At 61.6% G+C, this 19,976-nt stretch carries 15 protein-coding genes; 10 read left to right on the forward strand and 5 right to left on the reverse strand.

The genetic code is table 11. The annotated features are described in order from the left end of the window. The first annotated feature begins 31 nt into the window (after window positions 1-31). The 4 genes from F8N43_RS24900 (at window position 32) to F8N43_RS24915 (ending at window position 3,459) form a co-directional block, all read left to right on the forward strand. Window positions 32-742: an ABC transporter ATP-binding protein gene (locus F8N43_RS24900; protein WP_150630329.1), complete on the forward strand. Its 711-nt coding sequence runs from the start codon at window positions 32-34 to the stop codon at window positions 740-742. A 1-nt stretch (window position 743) separates the two neighbouring features. Further along, window positions 744-2,009, forward strand: coding sequence for an ABC transporter permease (locus tag F8N43_RS24905; protein ID WP_150638479.1), 1,266 nt, complete (start codon window positions 744-746; stop codon window positions 2,007-2,009). An 11-nt stretch (window positions 2,010-2,020) separates the two neighbouring features. Next, the gene (locus F8N43_RS24910) at window positions 2,021-2,539 is read left to right on the forward strand and encodes a DUF3299 domain-containing protein (RefSeq protein ID WP_150630327.1); all 519 of its coding nucleotides are present in this window, start codon (window positions 2,021-2,023) and stop codon (window positions 2,537-2,539) included. A 221-nt stretch (window positions 2,540-2,760) separates the two neighbouring features. Next, on the forward strand, window positions 2,761-3,459 hold the full coding sequence (locus F8N43_RS24915; protein WP_150630326.1) for an OmpW/AlkL family protein: 699 nt from the start codon (window positions 2,761-2,763) through the stop codon (window positions 3,457-3,459). 73 nt (window positions 3,460-3,532) lie between these two features. On the opposite strand, the gene F8N43_RS24920 is transcribed toward F8N43_RS24915, so the two are convergent. Both F8N43_RS24920 and F8N43_RS24925 read right to left on the reverse strand, forming a co-directional pair. Continuing rightward, on the reverse strand, window positions 3,533-4,462 hold the full coding sequence (locus F8N43_RS24920; RefSeq protein WP_150630325.1) for an NAD-dependent epimerase/dehydratase family protein: 930 nt from the start codon (window positions 4,460-4,462) through the stop codon (window positions 3,533-3,535). Continuing rightward, window positions 4,455-5,339: a sugar nucleotide-binding protein gene (locus tag F8N43_RS24925; protein WP_150630324.1), complete on the reverse strand. Its 885-nt coding sequence runs from the start codon at window positions 5,337-5,339 to the stop codon at window positions 4,455-4,457. The genes F8N43_RS24920 and F8N43_RS24925 overlap by 8 nt, the downstream gene beginning before the upstream one ends. A gap of 315 nt (window positions 5,340-5,654) precedes the next feature. Between F8N43_RS24925 and F8N43_RS24930 the strand changes: the two genes are divergently transcribed. Next, window positions 5,655-9,965 (forward strand): DEAD/DEAH box helicase, encoded by a 4,311-nt coding sequence (locus F8N43_RS24930; protein WP_150630323.1) that lies wholly within the window; start codon window positions 5,655-5,657, stop codon window positions 9,963-9,965. A 134-nt stretch (window positions 9,966-10,099) separates the two neighbouring features. Here F8N43_RS24930 and F8N43_RS24935 read toward each other — a convergent pair whose 3' ends face one another. Beyond that, the gene (locus tag F8N43_RS24935) at window positions 10,100-12,217 is read right to left on the reverse strand and encodes a mechanosensitive ion channel family protein (RefSeq protein ID WP_150630322.1); all 2,118 of its coding nucleotides are present in this window, start codon (window positions 12,215-12,217) and stop codon (window positions 10,100-10,102) included. A gap of 310 nt (window positions 12,218-12,527) precedes the next feature. Here F8N43_RS24935 and F8N43_RS24940 point away from each other — a divergent pair, with 310 nt between their 5' ends. The 5 genes from F8N43_RS24940 to F8N43_RS24960 all read left to right on the forward strand — a co-directional run bounded on the left by F8N43_RS24940 (window position 12,528) and on the right by F8N43_RS24960 (window position 17,949). Continuing rightward, a complete protein-coding gene (locus F8N43_RS24940) occupies window positions 12,528-13,739 on the forward strand; it encodes an MFS transporter (protein ID WP_150654508.1) in 1,212 nt (403 codons plus the stop codon). A 209-nt stretch (window positions 13,740-13,948) separates the two neighbouring features. Beyond that, window positions 13,949-14,875: a DUF72 domain-containing protein gene (locus tag F8N43_RS24945; RefSeq protein ID WP_150654509.1), complete on the forward strand. Its 927-nt coding sequence runs from the start codon at window positions 13,949-13,951 to the stop codon at window positions 14,873-14,875. Next, window positions 14,872-15,669 (forward strand): endonuclease/exonuclease/phosphatase family protein, encoded by a 798-nt coding sequence (locus tag F8N43_RS24950; RefSeq protein WP_150638489.1) that lies wholly within the window; start codon window positions 14,872-14,874, stop codon window positions 15,667-15,669. The genes F8N43_RS24945 and F8N43_RS24950 overlap by 4 nt, the downstream gene beginning before the upstream one ends. Further along, window positions 15,666-16,961, forward strand: a complete 1,296-nt coding sequence (clsB, locus tag F8N43_RS24955) for a cardiolipin synthase ClsB (RefSeq protein WP_150630318.1) — start codon at window positions 15,666-15,668, stop codon at window positions 16,959-16,961. Before F8N43_RS24950 ends, clsB begins: the two co-directional genes overlap by 4 nt. Then, window positions 16,948-17,949: a lysylphosphatidylglycerol synthase domain-containing protein gene (locus tag F8N43_RS24960; RefSeq protein ID WP_150638491.1), complete on the forward strand. Its 1,002-nt coding sequence runs from the start codon at window positions 16,948-16,950 to the stop codon at window positions 17,947-17,949. The genes clsB and F8N43_RS24960 overlap by 14 nt, the downstream gene beginning before the upstream one ends. Window positions 17,950-18,054: 105 nt before the next feature. Here F8N43_RS24960 and F8N43_RS24965 read toward each other — a convergent pair whose 3' ends face one another. Together F8N43_RS24965 and F8N43_RS24970 are read right to left on the reverse strand one after the other, a co-directional pair. After that, window positions 18,055-18,813 carry an alpha/beta hydrolase family protein gene (locus tag F8N43_RS24965; protein ID WP_150630316.1) on the reverse strand — a complete coding sequence of 253 codons (759 nt, stop codon included), beginning with the start codon at window positions 18,811-18,813 and terminating at the stop codon, window positions 18,055-18,057. Beyond that, the gene (locus tag F8N43_RS24970; protein WP_150630315.1) at window positions 18,803-19,912 is read right to left on the reverse strand and encodes a DUF3182 family protein; all 1,110 of its coding nucleotides are present in this window, start codon (window positions 19,910-19,912) and stop codon (window positions 18,803-18,805) included. Before F8N43_RS24970 ends, F8N43_RS24965 begins: the two co-directional genes overlap by 11 nt. Between the last annotated feature and the right edge of the window lie 64 nt (window positions 19,913-19,976).

The following is a 19,976-nucleotide window of genomic DNA, read 5'->3' on the forward strand; positions in this document are numbered from 1 at the left end:
GAAATTGAGACGAACCCATGAAACCGGCGCCATGACCCAAGCACTCATCGAACTGTCCGACCTGGGCTTCAGTTGGCCCGGTCACTCGACCTTACTGGACATCCCGGCCTTCCGCCTGGAACCGGGTGAAACGCTCTTCCTCAAAGGCCCCAGCGGCAGCGGCAAGACCACCCTGCTCGGCCTGCTCGGTGGTGTGCAGAAGCCGGATCGCGGCAGCATTCGCCTGCTCGGCCAGGAACTGACCGAACTCGGCGCCGGTGCGCGTGATCGCTTCCGCGTCGATCACACCGGCTACATTTTCCAGCAGTTCAACCTGCTGCCGTTTCTCTCAGTGCGCGAGAACGTCGAGCTGCCCTGCCACTTCTCCCGACTGCGCGCCGAACGGGCCATCCAGCGCCATGGCAGCGTCGATCAAGCCGCCGCCACCCTGCTCGCTCATTTGGGTTTGAAGGATGAAAGCCTCCTCAGCCGCCGCGCCGATTCGCTGTCCATCGGCCAACAACAACGCGTCGCCGCCGCCCGCGCCTTGATCGGTCAGCCGGAACTTGTGATCGCCGACGAGCCGACCTCGGCCCTGGATTACGACGCCCGCGAAAATTTCATTCGCCTGTTGTTCGCCGAATGCCGCGAAGCCGGGTCGAGTCTGTTGTTCGTCAGTCACGACCAAAGCCTCGCGCCGCTGTTCGATCGCCACTTGTCACTGGCCGATCTTAATCGCGCCGCCACCCTGTCCGAGGTTTGAGATGTATCTGTTTCGTCTAGCCATGGCCAGCCTGGCTAACCGCCGCTTCACCGCGATCCTCACCGCGTTCGCCATCGCCCTGTCGGTCTGCCTGCTGCTGGCCGTGGAGCGGGTTCGCACCGAAGCCAAGGCCAGTTTTGCCAGCACCATCAGCGGCACCGACCTGATCGTCGGCGCCCGCTCCGGTTCGGTGAACCTGCTGCTGTACTCGGTGTTCCGCATCGGCAACGCCACCAACAACATTCGTTGGGACAGCTTCGAACACTTCGCCAACAATCCGAAAGTGAAGTGGGCGATCCCGATGTCGCTCGGCGATTCCCATCGCGGTTACCGGGTGATGGGCACCACCGAGGCGTACTTCGAGCACTACCAGTACGGCCATCAACAACACCTGGAAGTGGCCGACGGTCGCGCCTTTGCCACCGACCCCTTCGAAGTAGTGCTCGGCGCCGAAGTGGCCGATGCGCTGCACTACAAACTCGGCGACAAACTGGTGCTGGCCCACGGCGTGGCGGTGATCAGCCTGGTCAAACACGACGACAAACCGTTCACCGTGGTCGGCATTCTCAAACGCACCGGCACCCCGGTCGACCGTACATTGCACATCAGCCTCGGCGGCATGGAAGCCATTCACGTCGACTGGCACAACGGCGTTCCCGCGCGCGGCAACGGTCGGATCAGTGCCGATCAGGCGCGCAACATGGACCTGACGCCGCAAGCGATTACCGCGTTCATGCTCGGCCTCAACAGCAAGATTTCGACCTTTGCGCTGCAGCGTGAAATCAACGAATTCCGTGGCGAACCGATGCTGGCGATCCTGCCGGGCGTGGCGCTGCAAGAGCTGTGGAGTTTGATGAGCACCGCAGAAAAAGCCTTGTTCGTGGTCTCGCTGTTCGTGGTGCTGACCGGGTTGATCGGCATGCTCACGGCGATTCTCACCAGCCTGAATGAACGTCGGCGCGAGATGGCGATCCTGCGTTCGGTGGGTGCTCGTCCGTGGCACATCGCGACGTTGCTGGTGCTGGAGGCGTTTGCTCTGGCGCTGTCCGGCGTGATCGCCGGCGTGGCGCTGCTTTACGTGTGCATCGCGGCGGCTCAGGGTTACGTGCAAGCCAATTACGGTTTGTATCTGCCGCTGGCGTGGCCAAGTGAATATGAATGGACGCTGCTCGGTGGCATCCTGATCGCCGCGTTGCTGATGGGCAGCGTGCCGGCGTGGCGCGCGTATCGCCAATCCCTGGCCGATGGCCTGTCGATCCGACTATGAGGACGTTAATGATGCCCCGCGCTCTGCTTGCGCTGTTGATGCTGGTCGCCCTGCCGCTGTGGGCGGCCGAACCGAAAGAGCTGACCTGGTCGGAAATGATCCCGCCGGACGCCGCGCCGGAAGTACCAAACATGACGCCGCTGCACGATATGTCGCAGATGAGCAGCACGTTGTCCGCCGAGTCGGCGCCAGCCGCCAGACAGGACATGCCCAATGCGCCTGTGGTGAAGAGCCTCGACGGTCAGAACATCCGCCTGCCGGGTTACATCGTGCCGCTGGAAGTGAGCGAAGAAGGTCGTACCACGGAGTTTCTGCTGGTGCCGTATTTCGGCGCCTGCATCCACGTACCGCCACCGCCGTCGAACCAGATCGTGCATGTGAAAAGCGAAGTCGGCGTGAAGCTGGACGAGCTGTATCAGCCTTACTGGATCGAGGGGGCGTTGCAGGTCAAGGCGTCGACCAGCGAATTGGCGGATGCGGGGTATCAGATGGAAGCGGACAAGATTTATGTGTATGAATTGCCGGAGTGAATCCGGTGGTTCTGTGTTGTGTGATCAATCGCTATCGCGGGCAAGCCCGCTCCCACAGGGATCACCTAAATCCTGTGAGAGCGGGCTTGCCCGCGATGGGGCCATCAAAAGTTCCACAAAAACCAACCCCATGACTGTTTCATTGAGCTGAATCAAAAGTCCGTACCAGACGGCTCCGTACCATTGGACATCGAACATTTTCAACGTCCTCTGGAGCCTCCATGCACAAGTCCTTGCTCAGCGCTTCGCTGTTTGCCCTCGCGCTCGCAGCCCCACTCGCCCACGCCCACGAAGCCGGCGACATCCTCCTTCGTGCCGGTGCAATTACCGTCAACCCGAAAGCCGACAGCTCCAGCGTCAAGGTCGATCAAGGTCCGTTAGCCGGCACCGATCTGCATGGCAAGGCGACCATGAGCAGCGACACGCAACTGGGTCTGAACTTCGCTTACATGCTCGACAGCCACTGGGGCATCGAGCTGCTCGCGGCCACGCCATTCGAACATGACGTGAAGATCAAAGGCACCATCCTCGGCCCGGCCAACGGCAAACTCGGCAGCCTGAAACACCTGCCGCCGACCTTGAGCATTGTCTACTACCCACTGAACGGCGAGTCTGCATTCCAGCCGTACGTTGGCGCCGGTATCAACTACACCTGGATCTACGACGAGCACGTCGGCAGCGAGGCCAACGCCGCCGGCTTCAGCAACTTCAAGGCGGATAACTCCTGGGGTATGGCCTTTCAGGTCGGTGCTGACTACATGATCACCGACAACATTTTGCTCAACGCCCAGGTGCGTTACATCGACATCGATACCACTGCGACCGTGGAAAACGACGCAGTGAAACCAGGCACCCGTGCCAAGGTCGATGTGGATGTCGACCCGTTCATCTACATGGTGGGCTTGGGTTACAAGTTCTAAATCGTTCACGTGGTGGGAACGAGCTGCAAAAAAAGGCGCCTTCACAGGCGCCTTTTTCATGAGGGCGAAAAACTCAGCGACCGAGCAACCGCGCCAGGCCGACAGCCATCGGTGTCTGTTCGGGGCAGGTAAACCGCTCCAGCAGTCGCTGATTGTTCGCCCGCGAATGGCGGATATCACCAGAACGCGCCGGGCCGTAGCTCACGGCTGGCAGGTCACCGACCACCACTTTCAACGCTTCCAGCATTTGCTTGAGCGTGGTCGCCCGGTTCCAGCCGACGTTGACCGCACCGATTTCAACCTGCGGCTTTTCGATGGCTTGCACCAGCACGTCGACCAGGTCCTCGACATACACGAAGTCCCGCGTCTGCTCGCCGTCGCCGAATACGGTAATCGGCAGGCCGTTTTGCGCGCGCTCGCTGAAAATGCTGATCACCCCGGAGTACGGCGAGGACGGGTCCTGGCGCGGGCCGAAGATGTTGAAGAAGCGGAAAATCACCGGTTCCAGAGCATGCTGGCGACGGTAGAAATCGAAGTAATGTTCGCTGGCCAACTTGTCCGACGCATACGGCGTCAACGGTGACTTGGGCGTGTCTTCGTCGATCGACTGGCCTTCGCCATTGTTGCCGTAGACCGCTGCGCTGGAGGCAAACAGCACGCGTTTGACACCGCTCTGGCGCATGGCTTCGCAGACATTCAGCGAGCCGATGAAGTTGCTCTGGTGGGTCTTCACCGGATCGTCCACCGAGGCCTGCACCGACGCCACGGCCGCCAGATGCGCGACCGCACTGCAACCGGCCATTGCGCGAGCGACCAGGGCCGCATCGGCGACGTCGCCGACTATCAGCTCGACGCGAGGATTATCCGGCGCCAGGTTGCTGCGTTTGCCGGTGGACAGGTCATCGAGAATCCGCACCGAATGGCCTTTGGCGAGCAAGGCGTCGGTCAGGTGCGAGCCGATGAAACCGGCGCCGCCGGTGATTAAAACGGGGCCGTCAGCCATGGCGATAGAACCTGTCCAGTAAGCCTGGGAGTGCCGCACGCCAGGCGCGGGGCTTGATCCCGAAGGTATGAAGGATTTTCTTGCAGGCCAGCACCGCGTGTTGCGGCTCTTCGGCAGCATCCGGGCGCGCGGCGTGAGCCTGGGCGGTCGGCGCTTCGATGGCCAGCGGATGCAGCGCGCGGGCTTCGGTGAGAATCGCCTGCCCCAGCGCCAGCGGCGTGGTCGCCTCGTGCCCTGCGTAATGGTAGGTGCCCCACAGCGGCGCCGCGCAATCGAGTTGCTTGAGCACCGAGATGATCACCCGTGCCGCGTCGTCGACCGGCGTCGGGTTGCCCCGGCGGTCATCGGCCATCAGCAGCTCGTCAGGTTGTTCGGCGCGGGACAGGAATCGCCCGAGAGTGCCGTCGGGGCTGTCATCGAGCAGCCAGCCGAACCGCAGCAGCACATGCTGAGGGCAAGTCGCGCGCACACTTTGCTCGATCCGCCACAAGGCCTGACCACGCAGGCCCAGCGGCACCGGCTCGTCTTTTTCGCTGTAGGCGGTCGCCCGTGAGCCGTCAAACACGCGATAGCTCGAGGGTTGCAGCAGAACAATGTTGTGATGCTGGCACAATTCGGCCAGACGCTCGATCGCACGCTCTTGCCCGGCCAGACGCGTTTCGCTGACCGTCTCCGCCTGGAACCAGTCGAAGTAGTAGGCGAGATTGATCAGCGCGTCCGGGCGCGTGTCGTCGAGCAGTTGCGTCAGGCTCGCGGCGTCCCAGCCGTCTTGCGGTGGGCGGGGGGCGAGGAAACCGATGTCTTCCTCCGCACCGAGGCGAATCAGCGCCTGCCCAAGGGCATTTCCGCCGCCCAATAACATAAGGCGCATTCGCATAGAGTCAGCAGGCCCAGTCTGATTGGAACAATGGCTTTTATCGACAACGCTCGCGGGCGATGTCGTCGATAGTTGCCGGAATCGTTGCATTTTGCGGGTTTAGTGCGCAACCGTCATCCGTAAAGTGTAGATCTGCAGGATTTGTGCTGCTGCGACTGGCCCCATCGCCGGCAAGCCGGTCCCGCCCCCACAATTAATTTGCGTACGCCGCAGATCCCTTGTGGGAGCGAGCCTGCTCGCGAAGAGGACAGAAGGATCGACACGGCTCCCGAGCGGTACTTGCATCTTCATCCCCCCGCCCGCATAAATCACTCCATGAATCTGCCCATTCCCACGGACGCGGCCCTGGCAGGCTTCCACCCCGCCGTCAGCGCCTGGTTCAGCAGCACCTTCCCGACGGTCACTGCCGCCCAGGCCCGGGCGTGGCCGCTGATCCGCCAGCACCGTTCGACCCTGATCGCAGCGCCCACCGGCTCCGGCAAAACCCTCACCGCGTTTCTCGCCGTCATCGATGATCTGGTTCACCGAGGCCTGGAAACCGCAGACGGACTTCCCGACGAAACACGGGTGGTCTACGTCTCGCCGCTCAAGGCCTTGTCCAACGACATCCAGATCAACCTGCAAAATCCGCTGGCCGGCATCACCGAACAGCTGCGCGCGATGGGCCTGCCCGAGTTGCAGATCAACACCGCCGTGCGCACCGGCGACACGCCGCAAAAAGAGCGCTCGGCGATGCGTAAAACCGCGCCGCACATTCTGGTGACCACCCCGGAGTCCCTTTACGTGCTGCTCGGCTCCGACTCCGGCCGGCAAATGCTCAGCACCACGCGCACGGTGATCGTCGATGAAATCCACGCCATCGCCGCCAGCAAACGCGGCAGCCACTTGGCGCTGAGCCTGGAACGGTTGCAGGCGCTGTGCGCAGTGCCGTTGATGCGCATCGGCCTGTCCGCCACGCAAAAACCGATCGAAGCCGTCTCGCGCTTTTTGGTGGGACGTGATCGCGAATGCGAGATCATCGACATCGGCCACGCCCGCCCTCGGGACTTGGGCATCGAAGTACCGCCGGTGCCGTTGTCCGCAGTCATGGCCAACGATGTCTGGGAATTGGTCTACGACCGTCTCGCCGCTCTCGCCCGCGAACACCGCACCACGCTGATTTTCGTCAACACCCGACGCCTGGCCGAACGTTTGAGCCGGCATTTGAGCGAGCGTCTCGGCAAGGAAGCCGTCGCCGCCCACCACGGCAGCCTGGCCAAGGAGTTTCGCCTCGACGCCGAACAGCGGCTCAAGCGCGGCGACCTGCAAGTGCTGATTGCCACGGCGTCGCTGGAACTGGGGATCGACATCGGCGATGTCGACCTGGTCTGCCAGATCGCCTCGCCACGTTCAATTGCCGGGTTTCTGCAACGGGTTGGCCGCTCCGGCCACCAGGTCGGCGGCACACCCAAGGGAAGGTTGTTCGCCACCACCCGCGACGATTTGATCGAATGCACCGCCCTGCTCGACTGCGTGCGTCGGGGCGAACTCGACACCCTGCAGATTCCTCAAGCGCCGCTGGACGTAATGGCCCAGCAGATCATCGCCGAGGTCAGTTGCCAGGAGTGGCCGGAGCAGGCGCTGCTGGAGATGTTCCGCAAAGCCTCGCCCTACGCCGGACTCGACGAAACACATTATCAGGCGTTGTTGCAGATGCTCACCGAAGGCTACAACGGTCGCCAGGGCATTCGCAGCGCCTACCTGCACCGCGACGCCGTGACGCGTACGTTGCGTGGTCGCCGAGGCAGCAAACTGACCGCGGTGACCAGCGGCGGCACCATTCCAGACAACGCCGACTACAGCGTGCTGTTGGAACCGCAAGGGCTGAACATCGGCAGCGTCAACGAAGACTTCGCCGTGGAAAGCATCGCCGGCGATATCTTTCAGCTGGGCAATACCTCGTACCGAATCCTGCGGGTCGAGACCGGCAAGGTCCGGGTCGAGGATGCTCACGGGCAGCCACCGACCATTCCGTTCTGGCTCGGTGAAGCGCCGGGGCGCAGCGCTGAGTTGTCCTTCGCCGTGGCGCGCCTGCAAGCACAACTCGACGCCCTGCTCGGTGCTACACCCGGCAACTTGCAACCCGCCCTCGACTGGCTGACCGACACCCTCGGCCTGAACCTCGACAGCGCCGAACAACTGGTGGATTACCTCGCCCGCGCGCGCCTGACTTTGGGCGCCCTGCCCTCGCAGGACACGCTGCTGATGGAGCGCTTTTTCGACGAGTCCGGCGGCACCCAACTGATCATCCACACGCCCTTCGGCAGCCGCATCAACCGCGCGTGGGGCCTGGCCTTGCGCAAGCGATTCTGCCGCACCTTCAATTTCGAGTTGCAGGCCGCCGCCAGCGAAGACGCGATCGTGCTGTCGCTGTCCACCAGCCACAGCTTTGAGCTCGATGATGTCTGGCGCTACCTGCACAGCAACAGCGCCGAGCACCTGCTGATTCAAGCGGTGCTCGATGCGCCGCTGTTCGGCGTGCGCTGGCGCTGGAATGCCGGGGTTGCGCTGGCGCTGCCGCGTTATAGCGGCGGACGCAAAGTTGCGCCGCAGATCCAACGGATGAAAAGCGAAGACCTGATCGCCAGTGTGTTTCCCGACCAGATCGCCTGCGTGGAAAACCTCGCCGGCGAACGCGAGATTCCCGAACATCCACTGGTGGAACAGACCCTCGACGATTGCCTGCACGAAGCGATGGACTGCGAAGGCTGGCTCACGTTATTGCGGCGCATGGAAAGCGGCGACGTTCGCCTGATCAGCCGCGACCTGCCGGCGCCCTCGCCGCTGGCCGCGGAAATTCTCAGCGCCCGGCCTTACACCTTTCTCGACGATGCGCCGCTGGAAGAACGCCGCACCCAAGCCGTGCTCAATCGGCGCTGGACCGACCCGCAATCCACCAACGACCTCGGCGCGCTGGACGCCGAGGCGATTCAAGCGGTGCGCGATGAGGCGTGGCCAACGCCGAGCAATGTCGATGAAATGCACGAAACGTTAATGAGCCTCGCGTGCATCACCGATGCCGAGGCGCAGGCCAATCCGCAGTGGATTGATTGGTTGAAGGCCCTTGCCGAGAGCGGTCGCGCCAGTCGTTTGCAAGTCGATACCGAACGATCACTGTGGCTGGCACTTGAACGGCTGACGTGCCTGCGGGCGATTTATCCACAGGCGAAATTATTCCCACCGCTGGAGGCGCTGCCGGGGTTCGATGAAGCCTGGGAGTTGGATGAAGCGGTGCTGGAAGTCGTCCGCGCGCGGCTCAGCGCTTTTGGTCCGTTGCCGCTGAGCGCGATTGCCGAACCGTTAGGATTAACCCCGACTCACATCACCCACGCACTCGCGCATCTGGAGCGCGAGGGTTATGTGCTGCGCGGCCACTTCACTCCCGGCGCCGATCAGGAAGAGTGGTGCGAACGGCATCTGCTGGCGCGGATTCATCGCTACACGGTCAAGCGTCTGCGGCGGGAAATCGAACCCGTGACGTTGCAGGATTTCATGCGTTTTCTGTTCGACTGGCAGCATCTTTCTACGGCGACCCAGGGCCAGGGCAGCGCCGTATTGCCTGCGATTGTCGGTCAATTCGAAGGCTACCCCGCCGCTGCATCCGCCTGGGACAGCGACATTCTGCCGGTACGAATCAAAGGCTATTCGGCGAGCTGGCTGGATGACCTGTGCCGCAGCGGCAAACTGGTCTGGACGCGCCTGACTGCACGCAGCAAAAGCGCCGGCACCGCGTTGCGCAGCACGCCCATTGTGTTGCTGCCGCGCAGTCAGGTCGGGTTGTGGAGCAGTCTGACCGAGCAGACACCCGTCAGCGAGCTGTCGCCGAAAACGCAAAAGGTCTACGAAGCCCTCCGTCAGCACGGTGCGCTGTTTTTTGATGAGCTGATTCACGAGGCTCATTTGCTGCGCTCGGAGCTGGAAATCGCCTTGCAGGAACTGGTCGGCGCCGGGCTGGTGAATGCCGACAGCTTTGCCGGTTTGCGGGCGCTGATCACCCCGGCCAGTAAACGGCAGAATCGCAGCAGCCGGCGCGGGCGTGGCGCCTTTATCGGCGGCATGGACGATGCCGGGCGCTGGGCCTTACTAAGACGCGGGCCGCCAGCGCCGACTGTCGACAACAAACATCCAACGCCGAGCGACACCTTGGAACACATCGCCATGACCTTGCTGCGCCGCTACGGCGTGGTGTTCTGGCGCCTGCTGGAACGCGAAGCCGATTGGTTGCCGAGCTGGCGGGAATTGCTGCGTACGTTCCATCGGCTGGAGGCTCGCGGCGAAATTCGCGGCGGGCGGTTTGTCAGCGGTCTGGCCGGTGAGCAGTTCGCCTTGCCCGAGGCGATTCCATTGCTGCGCGAAGTGCGGCGGCGGGCGCATGACGGGAGTTTGATCGCGGTGTGCGGGGTTGATCCGCTGAACCTGACGGGCACGCTGTTACCCGGTGCAAAAGTGCCGGCGTTGGCGAGTAATCGGCTGGTGTACCGCGATGGTCTTCCGGCGGCGGCCGAGATCGCCGGGAAGCAGGTTTTCTGGTTGGAGCTGGATCAGCCATCGACTGCCGAGTTACACAACAAACTGATCCGGCATTGATGCTGTCCGGGCCGGCCCCATTGCGAGCAAGCCCGCTCCCACAGTGTTCTCGGGGGGGATCACAATCTGTGCAACACAGCTAATCTCTGTGGGAGCGGGCTTGCCCGCGATGGGGCCATCAGCACCCACAAAGATCATTGGGTACGCGGCTGATCCGGCAGCAACACCGGCGAATTCTCCGGCACAAGGTCATCGTCTCCCTGCGCAGTAGCAACCTGCCGGGGCATCAAAACCTGCTGTGGATAAGTCTGCGCGAAATGCACCCACGGGCTGTTATCCACAAGCTTCTTCAAGCGCTGGTTAAAGGCCCGGCTCACCGCATATTGCCCACCTGACACCGTACGAAACTGCGCCGTCAGCACCACGCCGTTGAGGTCCATTTTGTCGACGCCAAACACGTCGAGCGGCCCTTGCAGGTTGTACTTGAGAAACGCGTCGTCGCGGATCGAATCCCCCGCCTCGCGGATCAGCTCGATGGCCTTGTCGACATCGGTGTCATAGGTGAACTGCACCGAGAAAAACGCATAGGCGAATTGTCGCGACTGGTTTGTCACAGCCTTGATCTGCCCAAACGGCACCGAGTGCACAAAGCCCTTGCCGTCGCGCAGGCGCAAGGTGCGGATGGTCAGGCCTTCGACGGTGCCGGCATGCCCGGAATCGAGCACCACCCAGTCGCCGATCGACAGCGTGTCTTCAATGATGATGAACAGGCCTGTGATCACGTCCTGCACCAGTTGCTGCGAACCGAAACCAATGGCCAGTCCGACCACCCCGGCGCCGGCCAACAAAGGCGCAACATTGATCCCCAGGTTGGCCATGGTGGTGATGGCGCAGATCACCACGAGGATGATTTTGATCGCGTTGCGCAGCAGCGGCAGGATGGTTTTGACCCGCGTACTGGGCTGCGTCGTGCGTTTATTGATCGGCGGTTTCAATGCTTCCTGAATCGCTGTATCGAGCACCACCCACAGCAACCAGGTCACCAGGAAGATCAGGCCCATGCTGCTCAGCGACTCACTGATCGCCCGGCCCACCGAGTTGCGCTCGGCGAACTCGAACAGCGACACGCCCCAGATCCGCCCGAGAATTTCGATGAACGCCACGGCCATGACAATCCTCAGCAGCGCATGCAGCAAGCTGAGAAAGCGTTCTTTGTAGGCACTGCTGCGCTGGATCGCTTGGGCTTTTCCGGATTTGAACAGGTGCTGAAAAATCGTGCTGAGGAACACCGTGGCGATCAGCAGAATGGTGGTGAACAACGCGCAGCGCAGGGCTTTCTGATTGTCCTCGCCGACGCCGATCAGGTTGATCGCCGAGACCATTACCATCAGCAGAATCGGCCAGTACCAGAGCCCGGAAAAGATTCGCAGGGATTCCTGCAATGAAGGCTGTTTCAAGCGCTGCGCCAGCGCCCGGTTGCGGATCAGATGCGCCACCGGACGCCGCAGGCGAATCACCAACAATCCGAAGATGATCGAGGCAAACAGACCGGTAAACACCGCGATGCTGCTGGTGATGTTGCCGCCCAGTTGCCGGGCGATCTGCGGGCTGGTCAAGGCATCGCTGAGCGCCGCGAGAAAGCCGATCAGGAACAGCGGCTTGGGGCAGTAATCACGGATGATCTGCACCGCCCGCCGCTTGTGCCCGGTGTTGAACATGACGATCACGCACAAGAACATCGAGGTGGAGAAAATGCCGCTGCTGGTGGCGTAGGCAAAACACAGGGCCAACGCCCGGCCCACCGAGTTCGGCAGAAAATGGCTGACGTATAACGTCAGCGGCAGGCAGATCAACGCGGGAATTGTGTATGGCAGCAGGTAGCCGAGCAGGTCCTGGCTGCGTTGCCGTTTGCGAAAAAAACGCCCGGCACTCAAGCGCTTGTCCAGCAGGGCGCCGAGCACTGTGAGCAACGCGAACACACCGAGCCAGACGCCGGACAACAACAGGAAATCGCCGACCACGCTCATCGGCGATCGAGACGAAGGCTGATTCACCAGTTTGTCGACTTCATCCGCCGCCCGATCCGCCCGCAGGCGCCAGGCGTCGACCAGGTTTTCGTTGAGGTCGAGCTTGTCCTGAACGTCGTCGATGCTGGAACTGATTGCTCCCAGTAAACCGCCCTGGACCAGCGGTTCAGGTTTTGCCGGCTCCTCGACTGCGGCGGGAAGTCCCGGCAGCGTGGCGGCTTCCAGTTCGTTGCTGCCTAGAAACAGCAACGCCCCGAGTAATATCGCGGTCTTGAACTTGAGCAAAACGGGGAGCTCCTTGAAAAGGGTCTGTAAGGAACTGATTGACAAATGCCCGGCAAGTTCGGTTTGGCCCCGAGATAACGTTCCAGCCATTCTCCCTGAGGGAGCGAGCCTGCTCGCGATAGCGGCGGCACATCCAGCATTGATGGGGCTGAACCACCGCTATCTCGAGCAGGCTCGCTCCCACATTTAACCGTGGTGCTCTGTTGATATTTGACCTGCACGCAAATATCAAATGCCCACCCCTCTATTTTTCCTCACAACCCAAACCCGGACACTGCGCTCCATCAATCAACCCACCGGAGTTGCAGCCATGCCCATTGCCTTGCTCGCGCTGACCCTCAGCGCCTTTGCCATCGGGACGACCGAGTTCGTCATCGTTGGCCTGTTACCCACTATCGGCGCCGACCTCGGCGTCAGCCTGCCGTCCGCCGGCCTGCTGGTCAGCCTTTACGCCCTGGGCGTGGCCATCGGCCCCCCGGTGCTGACCGCCCTCACCGGCAAAGTCCCGCGCAAACTGCTGCTGTTGTCGCTGATGGTGCTGTTCACCCTCGGCAACCTGCTGGCCTGGAAAGCGCCGAGCTACGAATCGCTGATCATTGCGCGGATCGTCACTGGCCTGGCCCACGGGGTGTTTTTCTCGATCGGTTCGACCATCGCCACCAGCCTGGTGCCGAAGGAAAAAGCCGCCAGCGCGATTGCGATCATGTTCACCGGCCTGACTGTGGCGCTGGTCACCGGTGTGCCGTTGGGGACGTTCATCGGCCAGCATTTCGGCTGGCGTGAAACCTTTCTCGCCGTCTCGGCACTGGGTGTGATTGCGTTCATCGGCAGCCTGCTCTACGTGCCGAAAAACATCACCCACAGCAAACCGGCTTCGCTGCTGGAACAGTTGCAGGTCCTCAAGCAACCACGCCTGTTGCTGGTGTATGCCATGACGGCGGTCGGTTACGGCGGTTCGTTCATCGCCTTCACGTTCCTCGCGCCGATTCTTCAAGACATCTCTGGTTTCAGCGCTGGCACCGTCAGCCTGGTGTTGCTGGTGTACGGCATCTCGGTGGCCGTCGGTAACATCTGGGGCGGCAAACTGGCCGACAAACGCGGCCCGATCAGCGCCCTGAAAATCATCTTCGCACTGCTCGCCGCCGTGCTGTTCGTGCTGACCTTCACCGCCGTCAACCCATGGCTGGCGCTGGCCACCGTGCTGGTCTGGGGCGCGGTCGCGTTCGGCAACGTGCCGGGCTTGCAGGTGTATGTGGTGCGTCAGGCCGAACATCACACGCCAAATGCAGTGGACGTGGCTTCCGGCCTGAACATCGCCGCGTTCAACCTGGGCATTGCCGGTGGGGCGTGGGGCGGTGGTTTGATCGTCGCTCACATGGGCCTGATCCACACCGCGTGGATCGGTGGTCTGGTGGTGCTGGTGGCGCTGGCGCTGACTGCGTGGAGCGGGCGTCTTGATCGTCTCGGCCCGGTGTACGCCGAACCGGCTGAAGGCTCGACCCGCGTCGCCGCCGGCCACTGATAAAACCTGTGGGAGCGGGCTTGCCCGCGATGGCGGCAGCACATCCAACACTAATGTGACTGATAGTCCGCTATCGCGGGCAAGCCCGCTCCCACAGGATCCTTGATGTTCTTTCGCGTTTACCGTCCGTAGTCCCGTCGAAACTTTCTCGCTTGCCCCGCAGTCATCAAAAGACAGGGGCAACCGAGGACCATCAGACAGGAGGCGACATGGCGGGGATTCACATTGGTATTTCAGGCTGGCGCTACACACCCTGGCGGGGCGATTTCTACCCGAAGGGGCTGACCCGGAAGCGCGAATTGCAGTTCGCGTCACGGGCGGTCAACAGCATCGAGATCAATGGATCGTTTTACGCCCTGCAACGGCCCGAACGTTACGCCCAGTGGTACGACGAAACCCCGGCAGACTTCGTCTTCAGCATCAAAGCCCCGCGGTTCATCACCCACATCAAACGCCTGCGAGATGTCCATAAACCCCTGGCGAACTTCTTTGCCTCAGGGGTATTGGAACTCAAGGAAAAACTCGGCCCTGTCCTTTGGCAATTCCCGCCGAACTTCAAGTTCGACGCCGAGCTGTTCGAACACTTTCTCGAGCAATTACCCCGCGACACCGAACAGGCCGCCCACCTCGCCCGCCAGCATGATTCGCACGTGAGCGGTCACGCCAGCATGAAGGCTTACAAGAAAAAGCCTTTGCGCCATGCCGTGGAGATCAGAAACGACACGTTCGTCGACCCGGCGTTTGTCCGCCTGCTCAAACGTCACAACGTTGCCCTGGTCATCGCTGACACCGCCGGTAAATGGCCGTATCGCGAAGACATCACCAGTGACTTCGTCTACCTGCGCCTGCACGGCGCCGAAGAACTCTATGCCAGCGGTTACACCCCCGAAGCGCTGGAGCGCTGGGGTGAACGGATCGACGCCTGGAACCACGGCCGACAACCCTCCGACCCGCAACTGATCGCACCGCGGCAAAAGCCCAAGACGCGCAAATCCCGCGAAGTGTTTTGCTATTTCGACAATGACATCAAGGTCCGCGCGCCCTTCGATGCCCGCCGTTTGCTCGAACATTTCCATCTCGACAAGCGCCTCGTCACCGCCCCCGGTGAGCCTGCTGCCGAAGGGGTGCTGCCATGAATGGGCCCGAGCCGTTCAACGCCACCGATGATCAGCCGCCAACCATGGCCGCCGTGCGCCGCTTCACCGTGCTGACGGTCAACACACACAAGGGTTTTACCGCGCTGAACCGGCGTTTCATCCTGCCGGAACTGCGTGAAGCGGTGCGCAGCGTGTCCGCCGACGTGGTGTTTTTGCAGGAAGTCCACGGCACCCACGAACATCATCCCCGGCGCTACAGCAACTGGCCGACGATGCCGCAGTACGAATTTCTCGCCGACACGCTATGGCCGCAATTCGCCTACGGGCGCAACGCGGTGTACCCGGCGGGCGATCACGGCAATGCGCTGCTGTCGAAATTCCAGATCATTCGCCATGACAACCTTGACGTGTCCATCAGTGGACACGAGAACCGCGGCATCCTGCATTGCGTATTGCGCCTGCCCGCCGATGGCCCGGAAGTGCACGCGATTTGCGTCCATCTGGGGCTGCGCGAAACCCATCGTAACGAACAATTGAAACTGCTGACCCAGCGCCTCGCAGAATTGCCGAGCGACGCGCCAGTGATTGTCGCCGGTGACTTCAACGATTGGCGCCAGCGCGCCGATGCGCTGCTCAAGCCCTGTGGTTTGCGCGAGGTCTTCGCCGAACACCACGGCAAACCGGCGCGCAGTTTTCCGGCTCGAATGCCGGCCTTGCGCCTGGACCGCATCTACGTACGCAACCTCAAGGCCAGCCGTCCGCAAGTCCTGGCGGCGCGACCCTGGTCACACCTTTCCGACCACGCACCGCTATCGGTGGAGATCGAGCTATGAGCAGCGCACCGATGGAAAAGACCACCGTGGAACACGTGCCCACCAACCCGCCGGTGCGTGAACCCGGGGTGGTCGACGTTGAGTACGGCTGGCAGGGCAACAACCGGGTGGATCTGCTGGAAAACGGCGAAGAATATTTCCCGCGGGTGTTCGAAGCCATGCGCCAGGCCAAGACTGAAATCCTCCTGGAAACCTTCATTGTGTTCGAGGACAAAGTCGGCGATGAGCTGCAGCAAGTGCTGATCGACGCGGCTCAACGAGGTGTGCGGGTCACCGCCAGTCTCGACGGTTTTGGCTGCGGCGAGCTGAGCACCGGCTATCTCACCGCATTGAGCGAGGCCGGTGTGCACCTGCAAATATTTGACCCGGCACCGAAGCGGTTGGGTATCCGCACCAATTGGTTCCGACGCCTGCACCGCAAAATCGTGGTGGTCGACGGCGCGATTGCGTTCATCGGCGGGATCAACTTTTCTGCTGACCATCTGGCCGACTTCGGCCCCGAGGCCAAGCAGGATTATTCGGTTGAAGTGCAAGGCCCGGCGGTGGCCGACATTCATCATTTCGCCCTGCTGCAATGCGGTCGCCCGGCCCGCGCCAAATACTGGTGGCAACGCCGGCGGCAGCGGCGCGCGGAGCTGGCGTTCAACGATCACGATGGCCAGGTCCGTTTGGTGTACCGCGACAACGGTGATCATCAGACCGACATCGAAGAGGTTTATCGACAAGTCCTGCGCACCGCCCAACGTCGCGTGGTGATTGCCAACGCCTACTTCTTTCCCGGCTATCGCTTGCTGCGCGAGATACGCAACGCCGCGCGCAGGGGCGTCGAGGTGCGACTGATCCTGCAAGGCCAGCCAGACATGATGGTGGCCAAACTGGCGGCGCGCATGACCTATGACTACTTGCTCAAGGCCGGGGTGCAGATTCACGAATATTGCGAGCGCCCGTTGCATGGCAAAGTCGCGCTGGTGGACGAAGACTGGAGCACCGTTGGCTCAAGCAACCTCGACCCGTTGAGCCTGTCGATGAACCTGGAAGCCAATGTGCTGATCCGCGATCGGGCCTTCAACCGCGATTTGTTCGAACGCCTTGAAACGCTGAGCAACAACCATTGCAAAGCCATGTGTGCGGACAAATCCCCGCGCGGAAGGGTCTGGCACATGACCGTCGGTTTTCTGGTGTTTCACTTCCTGCGGCATTTCCCGGCCTGGGCCGGTTGGCTGCCGGCACACAAGCCGCGCCTGAAACCCTTCACCCACGCTGCCGGGAGTGATCGCCATGGACCGCGCTGAAACCCACTCGTCACCTCACGCCGACAGCCCGACGCCCGCCTCGGTAAAAAAAACACGCTGGAGTCAGTGGAAAAAACCGCTGACGATGCTGTTTTTCCTGGCGCTGATCGTCCTCTTCACCCTGTTGGCCCAGCGCATCGAATGGAACGAGGTATTCGACACCCTCGCCGATTTCAAAGTACGCACGTTGATCATCGCCTCCGGGCTGACGCTGGTGAGTTTTCTGGTGTACGCCTGCTTCGACCTGATTGGCCGTACCTATATCCGACAGGACCTGACCTGGAAGCAGATCCTGCCCGTGGGGATCATCAGCTACGCCTTCAACCTCAACCTGAGTGCCTGGGTCGGCGGCATTGCCATGCGCTATCGGCTTTACTCGCGGCTCGGCGTGAGTAAAAGCAACATCGCGAAAATCCTCGGCCTGAGCCTGGCGACTAACTGGTTCGGTTACATGGTGATTGCCGGCGCAGTGTTCAGCAGCGGACTGGTACGCATGCCACCGGGCTGGAAACTCAGCAGTGGTGCCTTGCAGGGCGTGGGTATTTTGTTGCTGCTGGTGAGCGCGGGTTACCTGGCGGCTTGTCAGTTTTCCAAGCGGCGCGAATGGGCGATTCGCGGCGTCGAAATCAACTTGCCATCCCTGCGCATGGCGATGCTGCAACTGGCGCTCGGAGCGCTGAACTGGTCGCTGATGGCGGCGGTGATTTTCACCCTTCTGCCGAGCAAACTGGATTATCCACTCGTGCTTGGCGTGTTGTTGATCAGCGCGATAGCCGGGGTGATTACGCACATTCCGGCGGGGCTCGGGGTATTGGAAGCGGTGTTTGTCGCGTTGCTGCAACATGAGGCTTCGCGGGGAAGTCTGGTGGCGGGCTTGCTGGCGTATCGGGCGATTTATTTCATCCTGCCGTTGTTGATTACGTTGGTGATGTATTTGATCGTCGAGGCCAAGGCCAAGTCGCTGCGGATTGCGAAGAAGCCCACGTGATTGGGTGCCTTTGAAGACGCCATCGCGAGCAGGCTCGCTCCCACATTAGACCGAGTTCAACTGTGGGAGCGAGCCTGCTCGCGATGGCGTCAGGAGCACCACCACTCACTTCGACTGGATAATGCTCAACCGCTCACCCACCACCATCTCGGTAATCCAGTCCACCAGGATCGAGGTATACGCCTGCTGCGACACCGGCTCGCTCAACGCGTGGTCGGCGCCGTCGATGATGCGGTGGGTCAGCGAGTGCGTCTGCTGACACGCGGCCCGGTAACTCATGATGGTCGCGTGGGGCACATAGTCGTCCGTCTCAGACTCCACCAGCAGCACATCCCCGGTAAATTGCGAACAGGCATGCAACGCGCGATTGTTGTCGGCGCGCACCAGCGTGCTGCGGTAATCACGCAAATCGAGCTTGTCCAGTTCGCGCTTGGGCGTGTGCCATTGTTCATCGCGATACAACGCAGGCACGCGCAGTGCCAGCCAGCGCACCGGGCGCAATGACGTCAAAATCGAAGCCAGATAGCCGCCATAGCTGGTGCCGACCACGGCAATCGCCGAGGTATCGAGCGCTGGATGCGCGAGCAAACGGTCGTACGCCGCCAGCAGGTCTCGCAGGTTGTCTTCACGGGTGACCCGTGTCAGCGGAATGCCGGTGCCGCCGGTGTGCCCGCGCAAGTCGAACGTCAGGCACACACAGCCCAAACCGGCGATGCCTTTGGCCCGTTCAAGATCACGCTCCTGACTGCCGCCCCAACCGTGCACGAAGAGCACGCCGGGGACTTTCGATTTGGGGCTGAGAAAAGTCCCGATCATTTGTTCATCGTCGATGTCGATCTGGATGGTTTCGCTTCTAGCCGTCATAGGATTTGACCGTTACGTACTTGAGGAGAAATTCACTGTTTTGCGCCGGCCCGCGGTACACCTCGATGGCATCCGCCGGCAGCGCTTGATCGATGTAGGTTTCCACCGAAGACACGCGAATTGCACGCATCCCCGGGTCGTTGACGAAGCTCTGCAACGCCGCCACTTCGGCACTGCTGGCACCGCCCATGCGCCAGGACTGTTCAAGCACGCCGCTGCGCTGTTTGCCGTTACTGTCCAGGCCTTGCGCGATGTCGTAGTTGCGCCGCGAGGCATAGAAGCCGGGATAGGCCTCGTCCGCCGCGCGGTCGAACACCTGCGCTTGCTGGATGGCCAAGCGCACATCCTCGGGCAGTTGCAGTTCGAGCAGATCGTCGTAGCCGCCCTGCACCACCAGCAGATTGGAACCTCCATAAACCTGCTCGCCATGACCGTCTGCGGTCAAGTACTGATCACCGCAGTAACTGAGCACGGCGTCGCCGATGAAGCTTTGGCCGACACTGTGAGTCACCACATCGCTCAGGTCTTGCTCCAACACCACACCTTCGGTGAACAGCGCCTTGGCATCGGGCCTGCCGAGGATCGCATCGAATTCGTCGAGGTTCTGGATCACCTCCTGACCGCGTCCGGCGCAGGCATGGATCGGTTTCAGGCGAATCGGGCCGCTATAGAGCAAATGCTCCGCTGCCGGACGTGCATCGTCGAGGGAGAACACGCTCAGACCATCGAGCACCACGCTGCGCACCCGTTCGGAAAACAATGGCGACCAGCCGTGTGGAGCAACAGCGTTTTTATTGCGCAGGCCGTGGCTGATGGCTTTGGTGCAGATGAAATCATGTTCGACATAGCCCCCCCACAAATCCTTCGGGCCTTTGACGCCCAATTGCCGCGCGGCAGCAGCGCCGACCAGGGTTTGGGTTGGCAGCAGATAAAGATCACAGCCTGCGTGGTGTTCGGGGTCGTAACTGCCGCCGAATTTGAACCCGAGAACCTGCGCCAGCCAACGGGCCAATGCGCGATTGGTGTCGACTTCATGCTGTGGCGCGTCGGGCCGCACCGAATGGGCGACTACCAGTTTATTGCGGTTTGTTGGGGTCATGCGTCCCCCTTCAATCGGCGCTCGATGAATGTAGTGGGAGGGGTGCAGAGATCAGGCCAAGGGC

It is taken from the genome of Pseudomonas fluorescens, assembly GCF_902498065.1.
GTDB lineage: Bacteria > Pseudomonadota > Gammaproteobacteria > Pseudomonadales > Pseudomonadaceae > Aquipseudomonas > Aquipseudomonas fluorescens_BJ.

What these genes read in the sequence shown, in the direction of transcription:
- F8N43_RS24905 (WP_150638479.1), top strand. Translation starts at nt 744, where the DNA reads ATGTATCTGTTTCGTCTAGCCATGGCCAGCCTGGCTAACCGCCGCTTC.
- F8N43_RS24970 (WP_150630315.1), bottom strand. Translation starts at nt 19,912, where the DNA reads ATGACCCCAACAAACCGCAATAAACTGGTAGTCGCCCATTCGGTGCGG.
- F8N43_RS24915 (WP_150630326.1), top strand. Translation starts at nt 2,761, where the DNA reads ATGCACAAGTCCTTGCTCAGCGCTTCGCTGTTTGCCCTCGCGCTCGCA.
- F8N43_RS24930 (WP_150630323.1), top strand. Translation starts at nt 5,655, where the DNA reads ATGAATCTGCCCATTCCCACGGACGCGGCCCTGGCAGGCTTCCACCCC.
- F8N43_RS24960 (WP_150638491.1), top strand. Translation starts at nt 16,948, where the DNA reads ATGGACCGCGCTGAAACCCACTCGTCACCTCACGCCGACAGCCCGACG.
- clsB (WP_150630318.1), top strand. Translation starts at nt 15,666, where the DNA reads ATGAGCAGCGCACCGATGGAAAAGACCACCGTGGAACACGTGCCCACC.
- F8N43_RS24920 (WP_150630325.1), bottom strand. Translation starts at nt 4,462, where the DNA reads ATGGCTGACGGCCCCGTTTTAATCACCGGCGGCGCCGGTTTCATCGGC.
- F8N43_RS24900 (WP_150630329.1), top strand. Translation starts at nt 32, where the DNA reads ATGACCCAAGCACTCATCGAACTGTCCGACCTGGGCTTCAGTTGGCCC.
- F8N43_RS24965 (WP_150630316.1), bottom strand. Translation starts at nt 18,813, where the DNA reads ATGACGGCTAGAAGCGAAACCATCCAGATCGACATCGACGATGAACAA.
- F8N43_RS24925 (WP_150630324.1), bottom strand. Translation starts at nt 5,339, where the DNA reads ATGCGAATGCGCCTTATGTTATTGGGCGGCGGAAATGCCCTTGGGCAG.
- F8N43_RS24940 (WP_150654508.1), top strand. Translation starts at nt 12,528, where the DNA reads ATGCCCATTGCCTTGCTCGCGCTGACCCTCAGCGCCTTTGCCATCGGG.
- F8N43_RS24950 (WP_150638489.1), top strand. Translation starts at nt 14,872, where the DNA reads ATGAATGGGCCCGAGCCGTTCAACGCCACCGATGATCAGCCGCCAACC.
- F8N43_RS24910 (WP_150630327.1), top strand. Translation starts at nt 2,021, where the DNA reads ATGCCCCGCGCTCTGCTTGCGCTGTTGATGCTGGTCGCCCTGCCGCTG.
- F8N43_RS24945 (WP_150654509.1), top strand. Translation starts at nt 13,949, where the DNA reads ATGGCGGGGATTCACATTGGTATTTCAGGCTGGCGCTACACACCCTGG.